Source organism: Micromonospora sp. ABR4_055 (genome assembly GCF_056160425.1).
In genome coordinates, this window is the sequence record NZ_JBSWXD010000035.1 from 1 (window position 1) to 18,820 (window position 18,820).

Sequence of the window (18,820 nt, forward strand, 5' to 3'; positions counted from 1 at the left end):
CCCCCCCCCCCCCCCCCCCCCCCCCCCCCCCCCCCCCCCCCCGGCGCTGATGGACGGTCAGTCGTCGCCCTGCAAGAAGCTGAGCAGGCGCAGGATCTCGATGTAGAGCCAGATCAGGCTGACCAGGATGCCGAACGCAGCGGTCCAGGAGTAGCGCTGCGGCAGGCCGAGCCGGACGCCCTCCTCGACCTCGTGGAAGCTCAACACGAAGCTCAGCGAGGCGACCACGATGCAGATGAGGCTGAAGATGATGGCGACCGGACCGCCGCTACGCAGCCCGGTGTCGACGCCGAAGAGCGACAACACCAGGTTGATCATCATGACCGCGAAGACGCCGACCATCGCGGCGATCAGGCCACGGGTGAACTTCGGGGTGGCCCGGATGACCTTCATCTTGTAGAGGGCGGCCATCAGGAAGAAGACACCGAAGGTCGCTACCACCGCCTGCAGGACGATGCCCTGGTAGCCGGCGATCACCTCGAAGAACTTGCTGACCAGACCGACGAAGACACCTTCGACGACGGCGTAGGTGACCACCAGCGCCGGGTTCGCGACCCGGGAGAACGAGATGACCAGCCCCAGCACCAGACCGACGATCGCGGCGCCGATCCAGGCGCCGAACAGCAGCGAGTCGGGGACCAGGATCCAGGCCGCCGCCGCCGACAGCCCGGTGATGCCGAGCAGGGTGACTGTCTTGACGACGACGTCGTCGACCGTCATCGGCGCGACGGTGGGTGGCGCGGCCGGGTGACCGGCCTGCGTCGGATATGGCTGCCCGGTGCCGGGCTGCCCGTAGGGACCGGCGGGGGCGTACCCGGTGGCCCGCTCCCGCTCGGCCGCCTGGCCGAGCCGGGCCAGGACCGGGTTGGATGTCTTCACTGTCCAGCCTCCCTCAGGGGGTTGTCACACGATGGTGTGAGGTCAAGGGTAGACGGCTCGATCGACACCGTGCAGTACCGCCGGCCGAAGGCGGGCTCTGACCGGTGGAACCGGGCGGGCTCCGACCAACGGGCCGGGCTCGGACGGCACCAGGTGACGCCGAGTACCCGGGGCGGGAATCGAACCCGCACGCTTTTCAGCAGCCGCTTTTAAGGCAGCCGTGTCTGCCATTCCACCACCCGGGCCGGCGGGTCGGCCGGGGTGCGCCCGGTCGGACCCGATCGCCGACACGCCGCGCGCTGGTACGCGACGGCAGATGTCACGGTAGCGGGTCGCGCCCAGCCGGACGCAGCCCGGCCGGTCGACGGCACTAGGGTGCGAACCGTGAGCCGCTCAGCAACCGCAGCGCAGGACACCGGCCCCGTCCCGCCCCGGCCCGGCGGACCCTCGGCGGCCGACTCCCGGTGGTCCCGAATCGCCGCAGCGGCCCGTGGACACCGGGTGGACGCCATGATCTGCCTGCTCTTCGTCCTGTTCGCCGGCCTGCTGACCCACCGGCTCTGGCCCGCACCCGGTGCCCACCTGCTGGCGTTCAACCCGGAGGACCAGACCCTGTACGAGTGGTTCCTGGCCAGCGACGCGCGGCTGCTGTTCGGCGACTTCGGCCTGCTCAGCGACCGGCTGAACGCCCCCGACGGGGTGAACCTGATGGCCAACACGACGGTCATCGCGCTCGGCTTCCTGATGGCCCCGGTCACGGTGCTCTTCGGTGCCCCGGTGAGCTTCGCGCTGCTGGTCGCCGGCAACCTGGCCGCCAGCGCGATCGCGTTCTACTTTTTGTTCGCCCGGCCCCTCGGCGCGCACCGGCTGGCCGCGGCGACCGGCGGAGCGTTCTGCGGGTTCGCCCCCGGTATGGTCTCGCAGAGCAACAGCCACCTGCACATGACCGCGCTGTGGCTGATCCCGGTCATGGTGTGGCTGCTGATCCGGATCATGCGGGCCGCCGATCCGACCGGCTCGACACCCGACGGGCGGATCCTCGGGCCGGCCGGCCGACCCGACCGCCGCCGGGTCGTCGCCTCCGGCGGTTGGCTCGGAGTGGTCGTCGCGGTCCAGGTGTTCGTCGGCGAGGAAGTACTCTTCCTCACCGCCGTCACGCTGATCATCATGGCGGCGGCGTTCGCCGCGACCAGACCCCGGTACGTGTGGCGGATCCTGCCGAACTTCGTCGCCGGGATGCTGGTCGCCGTGGCCGTCGGCGTGGTGCTGCTCGGCTATCCGCTGTGGTTCCAGTTCGCCGGACCGCAGGGCGTCTCCGACGGCGTCTTCGACCCGGCGTACTTCTCGGCCGACCTGGCCAGCTGGCCGGCGGTGTCCGAGCTGTCGGTGGCCGGTTCGGCGGCCGCCGCCGAGCTGACCACCGGACCGGCCGAGTACAACACCTTCCTCGGCTGGCCGCTGGTGCTGGTCACGGTCGCCGCCACCGCCTGGTTGATCCGGCGACCGGTGGTCATCGCCTGCGCCGCCGGGACGCTGCTGATGGCGGGGCTCTCGCTCGGCCCGCGGATCGTCGTGGAGGGAACCAGGACTGACGTCCCGGGGCCGTACGCCCTGCTGGACGGGATGCCGGTGGTGGACGGCGCGCTGCCGATGCGGTTCGCTCTCGCGGTGATCCCGTTGATCGCCGTCATCCTGACCCTCGCCGTCGACCGGGCGTTGCGGCTCGCCTGGCGACCGGCCCGGCTGGCTGGCCCGGCCGTCGTCGCGGTGGCGCTGCTCCCGGTCGCGCCGGCCCCGCTGCCGGCGATGGACCGCGACCCGCTGCCGGAGTTCATCGTCGGCGGCCACTGGCGCACCTGCGTACCGTCCGGCGGCGTGCTGGTGCCGGTGCCGCCCGCCACCCCGCCGCAGCCGTGGCCGATGGCCTGGGCCACCGCGACCACGGTCGCCTTCGGCATGCCGGAAGGGTTCTTCATCGGCCCGTACGCCCCGGGTGGCGACGCCTCAATGGGCACGTTCAAACTGCCGACGTCGAAGATCCTCGCCGAGGTGGCCCGGACCGGCGAGGTGCCGGAAATCACCGACGAGGAACGCGCCCGGGCCCGTCGTGACCTGACCCGCTGGGGCGCCGACTGCGTGGTGCTGATGGACGGCACCACGCACGCCGCCGAGCTGCGGCAGACCACCGAGGACCTGCTCGGGCCGGGCCAGCGGGTAGCCGACGCCTGGACCTGGCCGGTCAGCTGACCCGGGCTGGCGCGGCACCCGGCTGGTCGAGTTGCGGGGTCGCCCCGAGGAACTCCTCACGCGGGTCGTGCAGTTGCCCGAGCGCCACCACCTCACGCTTGAGCACCAGCGCGAGTGTCCAGTCGACGATCACCCGCACCTTACGGTTCAGCGACGGGATCCGGCTCATGTGGTACGTACGGTGCATGAACCAGGCCGGCAGCCCGGTCATCTTGATCCCGTACACCTGGGCGACGCCCTTGTGCAGGCCGAGGCTGGCCACGCTGCCGGCGTGCTTGTGCCGGTACTCGACCGGCTGCTGACCGCGGACCACCGCCAGGATGTTGTCGGCCATCGTCCGGGCCTGGCGCACCGCGTGCTGGGCGCTCGGCGAGCAGTACGCCCCGGGCGGGCCGGTCAGGTCCGGCACCGCGGCACAGTCACCGGCGCTCCACGCTCCGTCGACCGTCCGGTCGCCGTCGACGACCTGCAGCGTCGGCCGGCAACTGATCCGCCGCCGCTCGTCGCGGGGCAGATCGGTGGCATCGAGCATCGGCGACGGCTTCACCCCGGCCGTCCAGACGATCGTGTCGGCCGGGAAGCTGTCGCCGTCGGAGAGCCGCACCAGCCCGTCGACGCAGGACTCCAGCCGGGTGTCCAACCGGATGTCCATCCCCCGCTTGACCAGCTGCTGCACCGTGTAGGCGCCCATGTCCCGGTCGACCTCGGGCAGCACCCGCTGGGTCGCCTCGACCAGCACCCAGCGCATGTCCGTCGGCTTCAGCTCGGGGTAGTAGCGCAGCGCGTCCCGGGCCATGTCCTCCATCTCGGCCAGCGCCTCGATGCCGGCGTAGCCGCCGCCGACGAAGACGAACGTCAACGCGGTCCGGCGAACCTGTTCGTCGGCGGTCGCCGCCGCCACGTCGAGCCGCTCCAGGACGTGGTTACGCAGGTAGATCGCCTCACCGATGGTCTTGAACCCGATGCCGTGCTCCCGCAGGCCGGGAATCGGCAGGGTGCGGGACACCGAACCGGGGGCGACGATCACATGGTCGTAGCCGATCTCCCGGGGCGGCCCGACGATGGGTTGCACCTCGGCGACCTTGCGGGCGTGTTCGATCCTGGTCACCGCTCCGGCGATCACATGGCAGCGGCGCAGTTCCCGGCGCAACGGCACGACGGAGTGCCGGGGTGAGATGTTGCCGGCCGCCGCCTCCGGCAGGAACGGCTGGTAGGTCATGTGCGGCTGCGGGTCGACCACGATCACCTCGACCTCGCCCCGGCGCATCTTGCGGGACAGGCGCAGGGCAGCGTAGAGACCGACATGCCCGGCACCGACGACAAGGATCCGTTGCCTGTTCACGTACCCCATCTTCCTCCCGGTTGCCTCTTGACGCCGCCTCGAAGGCCAGATATGTGACCGAGCACGCCCGTGTGAGCCGCCGCACGCCGGCAGGTCAGCGGCGTCGGCCCAGGGTGGCGAGCAGGGCGACGGCGCCGACCGCCACCACCAGCCCGGCCAGCACCGCGAGCAGGAACGGCTGACCGGCGGTCCGGCCGGCGGCGGTGATCAGCAGCACCACCAGCACCGCCGAGGCGAGCAGCACCGCCGCCACCCGGGTCGACCAGCGCACCGCGACCTCGGGGGCCAGCACCACGTCATACGGCACGGCGGCGGCCAGCGCGGCGAGACTGTGGGTCAGATACAGCAGCGCGCCGACCGCCAGCAGCCGCCACAGCTGCACCGGGATCCCGTACCCGGTGGTGGCGAGCACCCAGCCGCCGACCCCGACCAGGATCGTCACCGTCGGCGCGTGCCCGCGCGGCGCCAACGCCGGCAGCAGCGCGACGGCGAGCAGCACCGGGCCGGCCCGGCCGAGGAAGACCTCGGCCGGGTACGCGAGCCCGAAGGCGAGCAGCGCGGTGACCGCTACCAGGCCCCGTAGCAGCACCGGCGCGAGGGTGACCCGGGTGAAACCGGTGCGCACCGCCACCACCCGGTCCCGGATCGCGGTGATCATCGCAGCACCGCCTTGGGCGCCGACGCCAGCCGGGCCACGTCCCGCAGCACCTGGTCGAGACTGCCGGCCCCGGCCCAGGTCACCACCGGTACGCCGTGTTCGCGCAGCTGCCCGACGGTGTTCTCCCGGTCCAGCCGCCACAGCCGGTACGCCACCTCGGTCCACTGACCCTGCCGGGGCGGCGGCGCCACCGTGGTGGGCAGGGTGTCGACGGCGACGACGATCCGCCCCGACCGGGCCATCCGGGCCAGCATCTCCGCCGACCGCGGGTCCACCAGGGGGGTCAGCACCACGACCAGCGCGTCCGAGGAGAGCAGCTGCGGGCCGAAGACCTGGTCGTACGGTTCGTACGGGGTGGGCCGCACCTCGACCTCGAGCAGCCACTCCAGGACCGTCAGGTACTGCCGACGGCCGGTGGCCGGACGCAGCCGGCGAGCCGTCGGCCCGTACTCCAGCATCGACACCCGGTCACCGCGGTGCAGGTAGTGTTCGGCGATCGCGGCCGCCGCCCGGACCGTGGTGTCCAGCACCGACGCACCGCCGGACACCCCGCCGGACCGGCCGACCTCGGTGAGGACGTCGAGCAGCAGCACCACCTCGGCGTCGCGGTCGGACAGGGTCGCGGCGACGTGCAGCTGCCGGGCCCGCAGCGACACCCGCCAGTCGATCCGGCGCAGCCGGTCGCCGGGGCCGAAGATGCGCACCCCGGCCAGTTCGCCGCCTTCCCCCGGCCGGCGGGACCGGTGCCCACCGACCAGCCCGGCGGCGCGGGGCATCGCCTCGTCGGCGTTGAACGGGTCGATCACCGGGTAGACCGGCACCCGGACCGGTTCGGCGACCACCGGCCGGCAGGACAGCAGCCCGTCGCAGGCGATCGCCCGCGCGGCGACCGGCCCGACCGGCTGGCGGCCCCAGCGCAGCGCCACCCCGGTCAGCTCGAAGCCGGCCGCCGAGCCGGTCGGCACCGCCAGACCGAACGGACGGTCCGGCACCCCACCACTGGGGCGGGGTCGGGCCGCCGCCGCCAACCGTTCGAGTACCAGCAGCTGGCCGCCGCCGGGTGACGGGTCGATCGAGATCGGCGCCAGCACCCCGACCTCGTCGATGCGCAGCCACGGCGACACCAACGCGCGTACCACCACCAGGTCGTAGTCGGCGTCGGCCGGGTTGGCCGCGGCGGCCCGGGCACCGATCTGGCCGCCCTCGACGAGGTTGGCGTCAACCGCCCCGAGGTCCAGCACCGGCGCGGCGGCCGGTCGGCGGCGCAGCGCGTACGCGGTGCCCAGCGCGAACGGGGTGGCCAGCGCGACCAGGTCGACCCGGCCGAGGATCACTCCGGTGATCAGCAGCAGCCCGGTGATCAACACCGCCCGGCCCAGCGCCCGGGTCGGCTGCCATTGCGTGGCGGTCATGACACGCCGCCGCCGGTCACGGCGCCGCGGGGGGGGGGGGGGGGGGGGGGGTTTGGGGGGGGGGGTGGGAGAGGTGGGTGGGGGGGGGGGGGGGGGGAGGGGGGGGGGGGGGTGTAAATAACCTACCCACCCCGAACACACAAGCCCCCAAACCCCTACCCCCCCCCCCCCCCCCCCCCCCCCCCCCCCCCCCCTTGCCCGGTGGACCGTACCCGCCGCCGTAACTGGGCAGAGCGCCGCTGGCCGGGGCCGGGGTCTGCGCCAGTACCTCGCCGACCACGAACGACGGATCCACCCGACGCAGCCACATCTCCGGCCGCAGGGTGATCCGGTGTGCCAGTACGGGGGCGGCCACCTCCTTGACGTCCTCCGGCACGACGAAGTCCCGGCCGGCCAGCACCGCCTTGGCCCGGGCCAGCAGCAGCAGCGCCAGCGAACCCCGGGGCGACGCTCCGACCAGGACCGACGGGTGTTCCCGGGTGGCCGCGGTGAGGGCCACGATGTACCGGCCGATGGAGTCCTCGACCACCACGTTCTCCAGCGCCGCCTGCATGGCGCGCAGCCCGGCGGCGTCGACCACGGCGGCCAGCTCGGTCTCCTCCTGGCGGCGGGAGATGCGCCGACGCAGTACCTCCCACTCCTCCTCGTGGCTGGGGTAGCCGAACGACACCCGCAGCAGGAACCGGTCCAGCTGCGCCTCGGGAAGCGGGTAGGTCCCCTCGTACTCGATCGGGTTGGCGGTGGCCAGCACGTGGAACGGCGCCTCCAGCCGGTAGGTGACCCCCTCGACCGACACCTGCTTCTCCTGCATCGCCTCCAGCAGCGCCGACTGGGTCTTCGGCGGTGTCCGGTTGATCTCGTCGGCGAGCAGCAGATTGGTGAACAGAGGACCGGCCCGGAAGGTGAAGTCAGCGCTGCGCTGGTCGTAGAGGAACGAACCGGTGACGTCGGCCGGCAGCAGGTCGGGGGTGAACTGCAGCCGACGGAAGTCCAGCCCCAACGCCTGGGCGAACGACCGGGCGGTCAACGTCTTACCCAGCCCGGGGAGGTCCTCCAGCAGCACGTGCCCACCGGCGAGGATGCCGGCGAGGACCAGCTCCAGCGCGTCCCGCTTGCCGACCAGCACGGTGCCGACCGAGTCCAGTACGGCGTGCGCGAGCCGGCTGACCTCGGTGGTCGGGGCTGCCACCACGTCGTTCATATTTTCTCCAATTGGCTGACGAACACCGCGCAGTCCTTTGCCGACGGCTTACGCCGGGCCGGGGTGTTCAGGAAGTTCCACAGTTCGTCCCCGCAGATCTCCCGGGCCCGTTGTGGGTCGGTGGCCCGGGTCAGCCCGTACCGGTGCCGTAGCCGCTCGTCGACCAGCTCACCGAGCACCGGCAGGGTCACCTCGGCGAACCGGCCCGCGTCGCCCTGACCGGCCCGCAGCCGGCGTTCCCACCGGCCGACCGCCTCCCGCAGGCCGTCCTCGCTGCCGAAAACGTAGTTGCCGTCCTCCGGGTCGGAGCCGACCCGGCGCAGCTTGACCGGGGGCGGGGCGGCGACCGACCGTACGGTGCGGCGCAGCACCACCAACGCGAGGCAGCCGGCGAAGACCGCCTCGACCGGCACCGTCAGGCCGAACAGCCGCAGCCCGAGCAGCACGGCCGCAGTGCCGGCGGCGGCCAGCAGCAGTGCGGTCAGCCAGGACCGGACCCGGCCGGGTGCGCGACGCTCGCGGGGCGGTGCCTCCTCGTCGTGGTAGAGCAGGTCGTCGATGCTGGTCTGCGGGTCACTCACCAGCCGGCCCGCCTTCGCCGGGGCCGACCGCGGCGGTCAGCTCGGTACGCAGCCGGCGCAGCGCCCACCGCGCCTGCTCCCGGGTCCGTTCGTCGACGTCGTGCCGGGCGTAGCGGGCCTCCCGGTAGACGCCCGCGAACGCCGACAGCACCTCGGCGCTGATCTCGTGCCCGGCGAGCAGCCGGGTGACCAGATCGGTCGGGGTGTCACCAATCTGGCGCGGCGTGCCGGCCGCGGCGGCGGCCTGCTCCAGGCGTACCCAGCAGGCGATCACCGCCCGGCGCGGGTCGGCGTCGGCAGCGGAGAGCTCGACCAGACCGGCGTCGACGGCGGCGACCACTTCGGCCGTGCTGGCCGGGCCGGGCGGTGACGTGCTCCGCCGCCGGATACCGACCGGGGTCGACCGGGGTCGGCGGCGCACCACGTCGCGCAGCAGGGTCCACAGCAGCAGACCGGCGACGACCAGCACGGCGAGGCCGCACAGCGCCCCGGCGAGCAGCGGGATCCAGGATGGAAGCTGCTGCTGGTCGGCGGCGGCGAAGTCGTCCGGCGGCGGCTGGTACGTCGGTGCCGTCTGCGGCTGCTGGTAGTCCGGCAGCGCGGGTAGGTCCCGTTCCACGGCGGCGTCGGTGCGACCGACCGGCAGGGTGGAGTTCGCCGCCGCGACCGCGGTCAGCGCGAGCAGTACGGCGACGGCGGCGAGTGGCCACAGCCTGCGGATAGCCGCGGAATCCATTGCCGGCGGGTGCCCCCTCGGGTCCTCCAGTGGTCGTCTCGGCCCGGTCAATTCCGCCCCGCCAGGCGATTCACCTCGGTGAACACCTCGTCGAGCATGGCGGGCGTGAGCCGTCCGGTGAACGTGTTCTGCTGGCTGACGTGGTAGCAGCCCAGCACGTCGGGCACCGCCCCGCCGCCCGACCAGTGTGCCCCATGGCCGAACGCCGGCCGGGGTGTGGGCGGTCGTCGCCCGTACACCCCGGTCATCGCCGGCCACCAGGCCGCCCAGGCGAACGCGCCGAGCGCGACCACCACCCGCAGCGTCGGTTTCAGCAGGGCGATCTCCCGGTGCAGCCAGGGCGCGCAGGTGTCCCGTTCGGCCGGGGTGGGGCGGTTCGCCGGCGGGGCGCAGCGGACAGCGGCCACCACCCGGGTGTCCGACAGCCGCAGACCGTCATCGACGGCGACGCTGGTCGGCTGGTTGGCCAGCCCGGCGCGGTGCAGTGCGGCGAACAGCACGTCGCCGGAGCGGTCGCCGGTGAAGACCCGGCCGGTGCGGTTGCCGCCGTGCGCCGCCGGTGCCAGCCCGAGGATCGCGATCCGGGCGTCCGGCGGCCCGAATCCGGGTACCGGACGGCCCCAGTAGGTCTGGTCCCGAAACGCCGCGCGCTTCGTCGCGGCGACCTCTTCCCGCCAGGCGACCAGGTTCGGGCAGGCCCGGCAGCCGGCAATCGCGTGGTCCAGCGTCGGCAGGTCCGGCACCCGCGCCGCCGCGCTGGTCACGTCGGCCGCGCTGGCGCTGATCACCTCGGCTGCGCTGGTCACGTCGGCTGCGGTACCGGTCACCACGGCTCCTTCCGACGTCGGTCGCCAGCGGACGACGTACCGCGAGACCGCGACCGGCCGGCCGCGGCGTCAGCCGAGTCGGGTCCGGAACATCTCCAGGGTCCGCGCCCAGGCACGCGTCGACGCGTCGTCGTCGTACGACTCCGGCCGGTCGTCGTTGAAGAACGCGTGCCGAGTGCCAGGGTAGTCGTAGACCACGCAGCCGCCGCCGGCCGCCTCGATGTAGCCCTTGGCCTGCTGGATCCCGTCGGCGGCGGAGGTGCCGTCCTGCTCCGAGCAGTGGATCATCGCCGACTTGCCGGCGTAGCCCGCCCAGTCGGGACGCATCCGCTCCCACGGCAACGCCGGGTAGAACCCGGCGGTGGCGACGATCCGCCCGGCCAGCGTGGCCGACCAGAGCGCCAGGCTGCCGCCGGCGCAGAAGCCGACTGTACCTACGGTGTCGCCCGCCGACTCGGCCCGGCCGGCGAGGTACTCGGCGGCGCCCGCGATGTCCTTGGCCGCCTGGTCCATCGCCAGGCCCATCAGCAGCCGGCGGGCGTCATCCGGCTCGGTCGCCTGTACGCCGTGGTAGAGGTCAGGGGCGAGGGCCACGAACCCCGCCTCGGCGAGCCGGTCGGCGACCGTGGTGATGTGCGGCACCAGCCCCCACCATTCCTGGATCACAATGACCGCAGGTGCGGCGCCCGCCGCGCCGCCACCCCCGGATGCCGGCGGCAGGGCCAGGTATCCCTCGCTGGTCCCGCCGTTGCTGCGGTAGCTCACCATCTCGCCCATGGGGGTCCTCCTGTCGGTCAGTCATCGTTGGCTGGCGCGCAGTGGGGCACGTGTCCGGGTAGCCTGACACGAGCCGTGGGGCCGGGGAAGGCGCGCGGAGGGTGGCGTACGCCTCTTGGTGAGCTACGGTACGTCTGCTGGTCACCGCAAACTCAGACAGATCCCGTCCAGGATGTCGTGCTCACTGGCCACCACCGACGACACGTCGGCGCGTTCCATCACGATCCGCAGCACCAGGGCACCGGCGGCGATCACGTCGGCCCGGCCCGGGTGCATCACCGGGATCCGCAGCCGCTGCCCGACCGGCATGGCCAGCAGGTCGGCGGTCACCTCGGCCACCTGGTCGTAGCTGATCCGGGCGTGGTGCAGCCTGTCCGCCCGGTAGCTGTCCAGCCGCAGCGCGATCCCGGCCACCGTGGTCACCGACCCGGCGAGCCCGACCAGCGTCGGCGGCGGGCCGGACCGGTCCGGCCCCAGCACCACCGACAACGCCTGGTCAACCGCCGCCGCGATGTCGCGTTCGGCGGCGGCGATCTGGGCGGCGGTCGGCGGATCGGCGCGCAGGTGCCGCTCGGTCATCCGTACGCAGCCGACGTCCACCGACACCGCCCGGTGCACCGTGTCAGCGCCGACGACGAACTCGCTGGACCCGCCGCCGATGTCCACCACCAGATACGGTGCCGGCGCGGTGGCCGCCAGCCCACCGACCGCCCCGGCAAAGGTGAGCCGGGCCTCCTCGTCGCCGGTCACCACCTCCGGGGTCACTCCGAGGGTGGCCTGCACCATTGCCACGAACTCGTCGGCGTTGTCGGCGTCGCGGCTGGCCGAGGTGGCGCACATCCGAACCCGCTCGACACCGTGCTCGGCCAGCTCGGCGGCGTACCCGGTGAGAGCCTGCCGGGTCCGTTCGATGGCCGCCGGGGCGAGCCGGCGGGTCCGGTCGACGCCTTCCCCGAGCCGGACAATCTCCATCCGGCGGACCACGTCGGTCAGCGGCGCGGCGACCGACCCAGCCGGCGAGCCGGCTTCCGGGGCCGAGCCGGTCCCGGATTCTGCTGGCTGCCGCAGGTCCGGCAGGTCCGCGATCAGCAACCGGACCGCGTTGGTGCCACAGTCGATGCCCGCCACCCGTGTCGCCACACCGGACACCGTACCGGGTGCGCAGCCGCTGCCGGGCCGGCGGCCGACACCGTCGGGCCCGGGTACGTCGCACGTCACCGCAGGTGCAGCAGCATCCGGGAGTTGCCGAGCGTATTCGGTTTGACCCGCTCCAACCCGAGGAACTCGGCGACGCCTTCGTCGTACGAACGCAGCAGTTGCTCGTAGACCTGGGCCGGCACCGGAGCCCCGTCGATCTCGACGAAGCCGAAGCTGGCGAAGAACCTGGTCTCGAAGGTGAGCACGAACACCCGCGCCACCCCCAGCTGACGGGCGACGGCGAGCAGCTCCGTCACGATCCGGTGCCCGATCCGCCGGCCCCGGCACTGCGGGTCGACCGCGACGGTACGGATCTCCGCCAAGTCCTCCCACATCACGTGCAGCGCGCCGCAGCCGACGATCGCCCCGTCCGCTGGCCGTTCGGCGACCCAGAACTCCTGCACGTCCTCGAACAGCGTGACCGTGGCTTTGCTGAGCAGTCGACGGTCCGGGCTGTACAGGTCGATCAGCCGGCGGATACCCCGTACGTCGCGGGTCCGGGCCCGGCGGACGACCAGCCCGGCATCGAATCCGGGATCCGTCACGCCGGTCACCTAGTCCGACTCCGGCGGCGGTACGCAGGGGCCGCCGGCCCACCAGGGGCCGATCAGCTCCCGCACCCGGTCGCCGATCGGGTTGACGCCGGGGCCGACTGCGAGCGCGTGACCCAGGTGGACGTGCAGGCACTTGACCCGGCCCGGCATGCCGCCGGCCGACACTCCGGCGATCTCCGGGACGTGGCCGATCGCCTCCCGCCGGGTCAGGTAGTCCTCGTGCGCCGCCCGGTAGTCGGCGGCGAACTGCGGATCCTCGGCCAGTTCGGCGGCGTACTCGCGCATCAGTCCGGCCGATTCGAGCCGGCTGCAGGCCGCGGTCGCCCGGGGGCAGGTGAGGTAGAACAGGGTCGGGAACGGCGTGCCGTCGGCGAGCCGGGGCACCGTCTCGACCACGTCGGGCAGCTGGCACGGGCAACGGTGGGCGACCGCCCTGGTGCCGCGGGGCGGCCGGCCGAGCTGCGCGGCGACCGCCGCGAGATCGTGTTCGTCGGCTGCTTCGCGGGTGGCCCGGTCGGGCACGGTGCCGTCGCCTCCATTCGCTGCTTCGCTCACCGGGAGATGCCCTCCGCGTCGGCGGCCTGCACGCTCGACCAGAGCGTGTCGTACCACGGGCCGGCCGGGCCGTCGCGCCCGCCGGCCGGCTCGACCGGCTCGCCCGAGTCGCGGGCGGCACCGTCCGGATCGTGCAGCACCAGCAGCGGGACCTCGCCCGGATAGACCATGTAGAACCGGCGCTTCGCTTCGATCCGGATGAAGTCCGGGTCCTGCCAGCGCTCGGCCTGCGCGTTGAGCTCGGCGATCCGCTCGCGCTGAGCCTGCTGGGCCTGCTCGATGCGGGCGATGTCGGACTGCTGGGCCAGGTAGACCCGCACCGGATAGGTGTACGCCAGCGCCAGGGCGACCAGCACCACCAGCAGCACAGTGGCCCGGCCGGTGAACCGGTTGGGCTGCGGCGCGGTGGTCCGCTTGACCGGGCCGCCGGACACCCGGCGACCAGCGGCCGGGCGGCTGGCCGGGCGACCCGGGTCACCGGTGCGGCCCGCAGCGGACCGGGGCACGCCGGATCGGGGTGCGGCGGACCGGTCGGCACCGGCCGACCGGGTCGCCCGGTTACGCTGGTCGGCCCGGGACCCGCTGTCGGAACCGGTGTCCCGGCCGGCGAGTCGCAGTGGCCCGCGCGAGCCGGACCGGCCGGGCTGTCCCGGCCGGCGGGCCGGGCCCTGACCACTCGGTGTGCGCCGTTGCGGCACCGTCGTCACACCCCTCCCCGGGCGGTTGGCTGTACGGGACCGGGGGGGGGGGGGGGGGGGGGGGGGGGTGGGGGGGGGGGGGGGGGGGGGGGGGGGGGGGGGGGGGGTGGGCGGGGGGGGGGGGGGGGGGGGGATTGGGGGGGGGGGGGGGGCGGGGGCGGGTTTCCCCCCCCCCCCTCCCCTGTGGGGTGGTGGTATGGGCTGTTTCTAGGTCCATCGGTGCCGGGTAACACCCCCTTCCCACCGGAACCGGTCGGACCGGGCCCGGTCACCAGGACCGGGCCGGTCGAACCGGCGGGACGCTAGGCGGAACGGTACCTCGGGAACGCGCCGGCCCCGGCGTAGCGCGCCGCGTCGGCCAGCTCCTCCTCGATCCGCAGCAGCTGGTTGTACTTGGCCACCCGCTCGGAGCGGGCCGGGGCGCCGGTCTTGATCTGGCCGCAGCCGGTGGCCACCGCGAGGTCGGCGATCGTGGTGTCCTCGGTCTCGCCGGACCGGTGGCTCATCATGCAGCGGAATCCGCTGCGGTGGGCCAGCTCGACCGCGTCGAACGTCTCGGTCAGCGAGCCGATCTGGTTGACCTTGACCAGTACGGCGTTCGCCGCCTGCTCGGCGATGCCCCGGGCGATCCGCTCCGGGTTGGTGACGAACAGATCGTCGCCGACGATCTGGATCCGGTCGCCGAGCGCGGCGGTCATCGCCGACCAGCCGGCCCAGTCGTCCTCGCCCAGCGGGTCCTCGATCGACACGATCGGGTACTCGCCGACCAGCTTGGTGTAGTAGGCGACCATCTCGTCGGAGGTCTTGCCGGCGCCTTCGAAGACGTACGCGCCGTCGCGGTGGAACTCGGTGGCGGCGACGTCGAGCGCCAGCACTATGTCGGTGCCGAGCTGGTAGCCGGCGGCACCGACCGCCTCGGCGATCAGATCCAGCGCGGCGGCGTTGGTGGGCAGGTCCGGAGCGAAGCCACCTTCGTCACCGAGGCCGGTGGCCAGGCCCTTCTTCTTCAGCACCGACTTGAGCTTGTGGTAAACCTCGGCACCGCAGCGCAGCGCTTCCCGGAAGGTCGGCGCGCCGATCGGGGCGATCATGAACTCCTGCACATCGACGTTGGAGTCGGCGTGCGCGCCACCGTTGAGGATGTTCATCATCGGCACCGGCAACAGGTGGGCGTTCGGCCCGCCGAGGTACCGGAACAGGCTCAGCTCGGCGCTGTTCGCGGCGGCCTTCGCGACCGCCAGGGAAACGCCGAGAATGGCGTTCGCGCCCAGCCCGGACTTGTCCGCGGTGCCGTCCAGATCCAGCATCTTCTGGTCGATCAGCCGCTGCTCGCTCGCCTCGAAACCGACCAACTGGTCGACGATGCGCTCCTCGATGTTGGCCACCGCCTGCTCGACGCCCTTGCCGGAGTAGCGGTTCTCGTCGCCGTCACGCAGCTCGATCGCCTCGAAGGCTCCGGTGGACGCGCCGGACGGCACTGCGGCGCGGGCGATGGTGCCGTCGTCGAGCCCGATTTCGACCTCGACGGTCGGATTGCCGCGCGAATCGAGAATCTCCCTGGCGACGATTCCCTCGATGGTAGCCACTGTGTCGCTCCTCGTGATCAAGTCCCGCAAGGCCGCGACGGTGCGGCCGACCGTTCCGGTGGCAGCGTATCGGGCGACGGTGACGCTGCGGGCGCTGGCTTCCGAAACGCGGGATGTACACGTCGGGAACCACCCGGATCCGGCATCGATCCCATTTACTGACATTGATGGCAATCGGTTTGCGGCGGGTGGACAGGATCGGTCACCCTGTCACCATGCGTGCAACGGAGAACCGGTTCCGCCGCGCCGCAGCGGCCACCACCGCCGGCACGCTGCTGCTGGTCGCCGGCTGTCAGACCATCGCCGACGCCGGCCAGACCATCCAGCCGGCCGACCTGGTCAACGAGCTGGCCGCCCGACTCGACGGAGCCAGGGCGTTGACCTACTCGGCCGAGTACCAGCTGGTCGGCGGGGCCAGTGCCAGCATCGTGCAGGCGCAGACCCCGCAACGTACCGCGTACGTCTACCCGGGCGGCAAGCTGATCGTCACCGACGAGACCACCACCGAGTGTGACACCGACGACTCCCCGCCGGTCTGCACCCTGACCAGCGGGCCGCCCCCTTCCGCCCAACCGGATCCGGAGCTGTTCACCGACGCCAACGCCGGCGGCCTGGTGACCCCACCGGTGGTGATCACGCTGCTCAACGCCACCGCGTTGGATCCGGCGGCCGTGGTGAGCCAGAACGACACCACGATCGCCGGCAGACACGCCACCTGTGTGCAGGTCAGCCAGGTGCAGGGGGCGGCGGTGTCCCGGTTCGACGTGTGTGTCACCACCGAAGGCGCGCTGGGCAGCTTCACCGGGGTGGTCGATGGACAGACCGTTGAATTCGCGATAAGCCGGTACAGTGACACTGCCGACGAGACCGCCTTCACGCTCCCCCACGGAGCCCGGTCCGTCGACCGTCGACCCAGCCCGGCGTAGCGGGCCGTCCGTGGCCGACCCGGCCCCGCCCAGCCGATTCGTACCCGATGCCCGGGTGGGCCAGGGCGCCGACCCGGCCGATCCGTGTCTGGTGGTGGCCGGCCGCCGGCTGCTGGTCGGAGCCGACGGCGGACTACCGTCGGTGGCCGATCTACCGGCCGGCACCGAGTGGGTGCCGCTGGGCAGTCTGGACGGCACCCGGGTGTGGGCAGCCGGCCTGCCCGCCGTCGACGACCAGCTCGGCGGTTGGCGGAGCTGGCCGGCGATGGCCGGCGAGCTGGGTGAGCCACTCGCCGCGCTCGCCGGACGTGCCCTGCAGGTGATCACCTGGCGGCGTACCCACCGGTTCTGCGGAGCCTGCGCCACAGAACTGGTCGAGGTGCCCGGCGAGCATGCCCGCCGCTGCCCCGGCTGCGACCTGTACGTACCGATGCAGCTCTCCCCTGCCGTGCTGGCCTCGGTCACCCGCAGTCCCGGCCCCGACGGTGACGAGTTGCTGCTGGTCCGGCACACCTACGGGCCAACCGCCGTCTGGGCCCTGGTCGCCGGCTTCGTCGAGGCCGGCGAGACGCTGGAGGAGGCGGTGCACCGCGAGGTCGCCGAGGAGGTCGGCCTCGACGTGCACAAGGTGGACTACTTCGGCAGCCAGCCGTGGGCGATGTCCGGACCCGGCGTGGTGCTCGCCGGTTTCACCGCCCGCGCCGCGCCGGACGCCGAACCGGTCGTCGACGGCCGGGAAATCGCCGAGGCCCGCTGGTTCGCCCTGGACGATCTGCCGACCGAACTGCCGGCGGCGTACTCGATCTCCCGCTGGCTGATCGAACACCAGCGCGCCGGCAGGTCAGACCGGCAGTAGCGCCGGCAGGTGCCGCGGCGGCGGCGAGCCGTGCGCCAGCATCGCGTCGTGCCACTGCCGCGCCGGTACGCCGGCCGGCCGCGCCGTCGCCACCTGCGCCACCTCGGCGTAGCCCACGAAGTACGTGGACAGCTGGGTGGAGGTCAGCAGCGCCCGCCGCCACTTGCCGGCCGCCTCGCCCTCCTCCTGGAAGCCGCGGCCGGTCATCAACGCCATCGCCTCGGCCTGCGGCAGCTCCGCGCAGTGCGTCAACTGGTCCAGGATCGCGTTGATGGTCATCCGCAGCTGCATCTTCAACTGCTGCAACCGTACCGGCAGGCCGCCGAAACCGGCGTCGACCATCATCTCCTCGGCGTACACCGCCCAGCCTTCGACGAACGGCCCGGACCGGCCGACCGCCCGCACCCGGGTGGTGCCGAGGAACCGGCGGGCGTGCGCCAACTGCAGGAAGTGCCCCGGCATCGCCTCGTGCACGGTCAGGTTGCGCACCATGTGGTCGTTGTACTCACGGTAGAACGACTCGACCCGCCCGGCCGGCCAGCCCGCCGGCGTCGGTGCGATGCAGTAGAACGTCGGTACATCGGCCCGCTCCAGCACCCCCGGCGGGTCGCAGTAGGCCACCGCGACGCCCCGGGCGAACTCCGGCATCTCCTGAATGACGCACCGGTCGTCCACCATCGACACCAGATCGTGAGCGGCGACGAACTCGGTTGTCTCCCGCATCGCGGTCTGCGCCAGCGACACGATGGACGAGTCGTCCGGATGCTCGGCGGCCAACCGGGCCAGCGCGGTGCGTACCGTCTCGTCGGTGGCCGGCCCACCGGTCAGCTCGGCCGCCGCCACCCGGATCTCACCGGTCACCCGCTCCAGGTTCGCCCAGGCCCGGTCCAGTACGTCGGCGGCAGTCAGCTCGGTGTCCAGGGTGTGCCACAGCTGGGCCTCCCACAGCCGCCGGCCCAGCCGCGGATCCCGCCGGTCGACGTCGCGGTCCAGGCTGTCGCGAAGCCAGCCGGCGAACTCGTCCAACGCGAACGCCGCCTCGGCCGCCAGCGGCTCGACCTTGTCCCGCAGCCCCGGCTCCTCGGCCAGCAGCCCCGGCACCTGGTCGCGAACCAGCGCGGCGGTACCGGCGAACTGGCCGGCGGCGGTCTCGGCGTGGATAGCCGGCACGCCGCGCAGCGTCTCGCGGGCGGTGGCCAGCACGTCCGGTACGGCGCCGAGCCGCCCGGCCAGGCTGGTCAGCCGCTGCGCGGCCGGCGCGAACGGGCGGGCGATCAGCCCGTGCAGTAGCGCCCCCGGGTTGTAGACCAGCGGATTCCACTCCCGGGAGCGCACCTCGGTCAGCTCGAACAGCCGCCGGTCGACCATGGCCGACAGGATGGTGTGGTCCACCCGCTCCTGGGTGGACAGCATGTCCGCGTCCACCTCGGCGAGCGCGTTGGTGGCATCCAGCAGCATCGTCGCGGTCGCGGCGACCCCGTCGACCGACAGGTCCGGCAGCCGGTCGTCGTGGCGGTGGTCGCCGGCCGACGACGCCAGAGCGGGGTCGCTGGCGAGCAGCGCGTCGATGATGCGTTCAGCCAGAGGTACGAACGACGCCATGCCACCGACCCTAGGCCATCCCACCGACGCTGTGCGTCGAGCAACCCGGCGAGTGTCCGGACCGCCGACTCCAGTTCGTCCGGTCAATACGCGGCATAGCCGAGCACCAGTCCGGGCCGAGCCGCCGGTGGTGGCGGCCCGAGCCGGGCTGCGGACAGCGAAACCGGGCGCTCGCCGGCGAGGTGG

Annotated in this window: 18 protein-coding genes, 1 tRNA gene and 1 pseudogene; 4 read left to right on the forward strand and 16 right to left on the reverse strand. The window is 73.0% G+C overall.

Annotation, left to right across the window (positions count from 1 at the left end):
* Positions 1–57: 57 nt before the first annotated feature.
* Both ACXAHD_RS10975 and ACXAHD_RS10980 read right to left on the reverse strand, forming a co-directional pair.
* Complete coding sequence (locus ACXAHD_RS10975; protein WP_281551770.1) at positions 58–879, reverse strand: Bax inhibitor-1/YccA family protein; 822 nt, start codon at positions 877–879, stop codon at positions 58–60.
* Between the two features lie 164 nt (positions 880–1,043).
* Positions 1,044–1,124 (reverse strand) — tRNA-Leu (locus tag ACXAHD_RS10980).
* Between the two features lie 139 nt (positions 1,125–1,263).
* Here ACXAHD_RS10980 and ACXAHD_RS10985 point away from each other — a divergent pair.
* A complete protein-coding gene (locus ACXAHD_RS10985; protein ID WP_281551771.1) occupies positions 1,264–3,126 on the forward strand; it encodes a hypothetical protein in 1,863 nt (620 codons plus the stop codon).
* On the opposite strand, the gene ACXAHD_RS10990 is transcribed toward ACXAHD_RS10985, so the two are convergent.
* The 12 genes and pseudogenes from ACXAHD_RS10990 to ACXAHD_RS11045 all read right to left on the reverse strand — a co-directional run bounded on the left by ACXAHD_RS10990 (position 3,119) and on the right by ACXAHD_RS11045 (position 13,664).
* Positions 3,119–4,468 (reverse strand): NAD(P)/FAD-dependent oxidoreductase, encoded by a 1,350-nt coding sequence (locus ACXAHD_RS10990; protein WP_281551772.1) that lies wholly within the window; start codon positions 4,466–4,468, stop codon positions 3,119–3,121. The two genes, ACXAHD_RS10985 and ACXAHD_RS10990, sit on opposite strands and share 8 nt — an antisense overlap.
* 94 nt (positions 4,469–4,562) lie before the next feature.
* A complete protein-coding gene (locus ACXAHD_RS10995) occupies positions 4,563–5,126 on the reverse strand; it encodes a hypothetical protein (protein WP_281551773.1) in 564 nt (187 codons plus the stop codon).
* Complete coding sequence (locus ACXAHD_RS11000; RefSeq protein WP_281551774.1) at positions 5,123–6,538, reverse strand: DUF58 domain-containing protein; 1,416 nt, start codon at positions 6,536–6,538, stop codon at positions 5,123–5,125. Before ACXAHD_RS11000 ends, ACXAHD_RS10995 begins: the two co-directional genes overlap by 4 nt.
* Positions 6,539–6,749: 211 nt before the next feature.
* Positions 6,750–7,739 (reverse strand): annotated as a pseudogene (locus tag ACXAHD_RS11005) (AAA family ATPase); the annotation flags it as partial.
* On the reverse strand, positions 7,736–8,320 hold the full coding sequence (locus tag ACXAHD_RS11010) for a hypothetical protein (protein ID WP_281551776.1): 585 nt from the start codon (positions 8,318–8,320) through the stop codon (positions 7,736–7,738). The gene ACXAHD_RS11010 and the pseudogene ACXAHD_RS11005, both read right to left, overlap by 4 nt.
* Positions 8,313–9,056: a DUF4129 domain-containing protein gene (locus ACXAHD_RS11015; protein WP_281551777.1), complete on the reverse strand. Its 744-nt coding sequence runs from the start codon at positions 9,054–9,056 to the stop codon at positions 8,313–8,315. Before ACXAHD_RS11015 ends, ACXAHD_RS11010 begins: the two co-directional genes overlap by 8 nt.
* Before the next feature lie 47 nt (positions 9,057–9,103).
* A complete protein-coding gene (locus ACXAHD_RS11020; RefSeq protein ID WP_475050251.1) occupies positions 9,104–9,844 on the reverse strand; it encodes a uracil-DNA glycosylase in 741 nt (246 codons plus the stop codon).
* Between the two features lie 108 nt (positions 9,845–9,952).
* Positions 9,953–10,660, reverse strand: a complete 708-nt coding sequence (locus ACXAHD_RS11025; RefSeq protein WP_281551778.1) for a dienelactone hydrolase family protein — start codon at positions 10,658–10,660, stop codon at positions 9,953–9,955.
* A gap of 141 nt (positions 10,661–10,801) precedes the next feature.
* Positions 10,802–11,788, reverse strand: coding sequence for a Ppx/GppA phosphatase family protein (locus tag ACXAHD_RS11030; RefSeq protein WP_281555714.1), 987 nt, complete (start codon positions 11,786–11,788; stop codon positions 10,802–10,804).
* A gap of 86 nt (positions 11,789–11,874) precedes the next feature.
* On the reverse strand, positions 11,875–12,402 hold the full coding sequence (locus ACXAHD_RS11035) for an amino-acid N-acetyltransferase (RefSeq protein ID WP_281551779.1): 528 nt from the start codon (positions 12,400–12,402) through the stop codon (positions 11,875–11,877).
* Between the two features lie 9 nt (positions 12,403–12,411).
* Entirely contained in the window at positions 12,412–12,966 is a 555-nt protein-coding gene (locus tag ACXAHD_RS11040; RefSeq protein ID WP_475050221.1) for a DUF501 domain-containing protein, read from the reverse strand.
* Positions 12,963–13,664 (reverse strand): septum formation initiator family protein, encoded by a 702-nt coding sequence (locus tag ACXAHD_RS11045; protein ID WP_281555716.1) that lies wholly within the window; start codon positions 13,662–13,664, stop codon positions 12,963–12,965. Before ACXAHD_RS11045 ends, ACXAHD_RS11040 begins: the two co-directional genes overlap by 4 nt.
* A 25-nt stretch (positions 13,665–13,689) precedes the next feature.
* On the opposite strand from ACXAHD_RS11045, the gene ACXAHD_RS11050 reads away from it, so the two are divergent.
* Positions 13,690–13,875 (forward strand): hypothetical protein, encoded by a 186-nt coding sequence (locus tag ACXAHD_RS11050; protein ID WP_475050224.1) that lies wholly within the window; start codon positions 13,690–13,692, stop codon positions 13,873–13,875.
* Positions 13,876–13,966: 91 nt separating this feature from the next.
* On the opposite strand, the gene eno is transcribed toward ACXAHD_RS11050, so the two are convergent.
* Complete coding sequence (gene eno / locus ACXAHD_RS11055) at positions 13,967–15,250, reverse strand: phosphopyruvate hydratase (RefSeq protein WP_281551780.1); 1,284 nt, start codon at positions 15,248–15,250, stop codon at positions 13,967–13,969.
* Positions 15,251–15,465: 215 nt separating this feature from the next.
* Here eno and ACXAHD_RS11060 point away from each other — a divergent pair, with 215 nt between their 5' ends.
* Both ACXAHD_RS11060 and nudC read left to right on the forward strand, forming a co-directional pair.
* Positions 15,466–16,176, forward strand: coding sequence for a hypothetical protein (locus ACXAHD_RS11060; RefSeq protein WP_289211363.1), 711 nt, complete (start codon positions 15,466–15,468; stop codon positions 16,174–16,176).
* Positions 16,177–16,186: 10 nt separating this feature from the next.
* Positions 16,187–17,032: an NAD(+) diphosphatase gene (gene nudC / locus ACXAHD_RS11065; RefSeq protein WP_281567262.1), complete on the forward strand. Its 846-nt coding sequence runs from the start codon at positions 16,187–16,189 to the stop codon at positions 17,030–17,032.
* Here the strand turns inward: nudC and ACXAHD_RS11070 are convergent.
* Positions 17,018–18,634, reverse strand: a complete 1,617-nt coding sequence (locus tag ACXAHD_RS11070; protein WP_281551783.1) for a DUF885 domain-containing protein — start codon at positions 18,632–18,634, stop codon at positions 17,018–17,020. The genes nudC and ACXAHD_RS11070 overlap by 15 nt on opposite strands.
* Between the last annotated feature and the right edge of the window lie 186 nt (positions 18,635–18,820).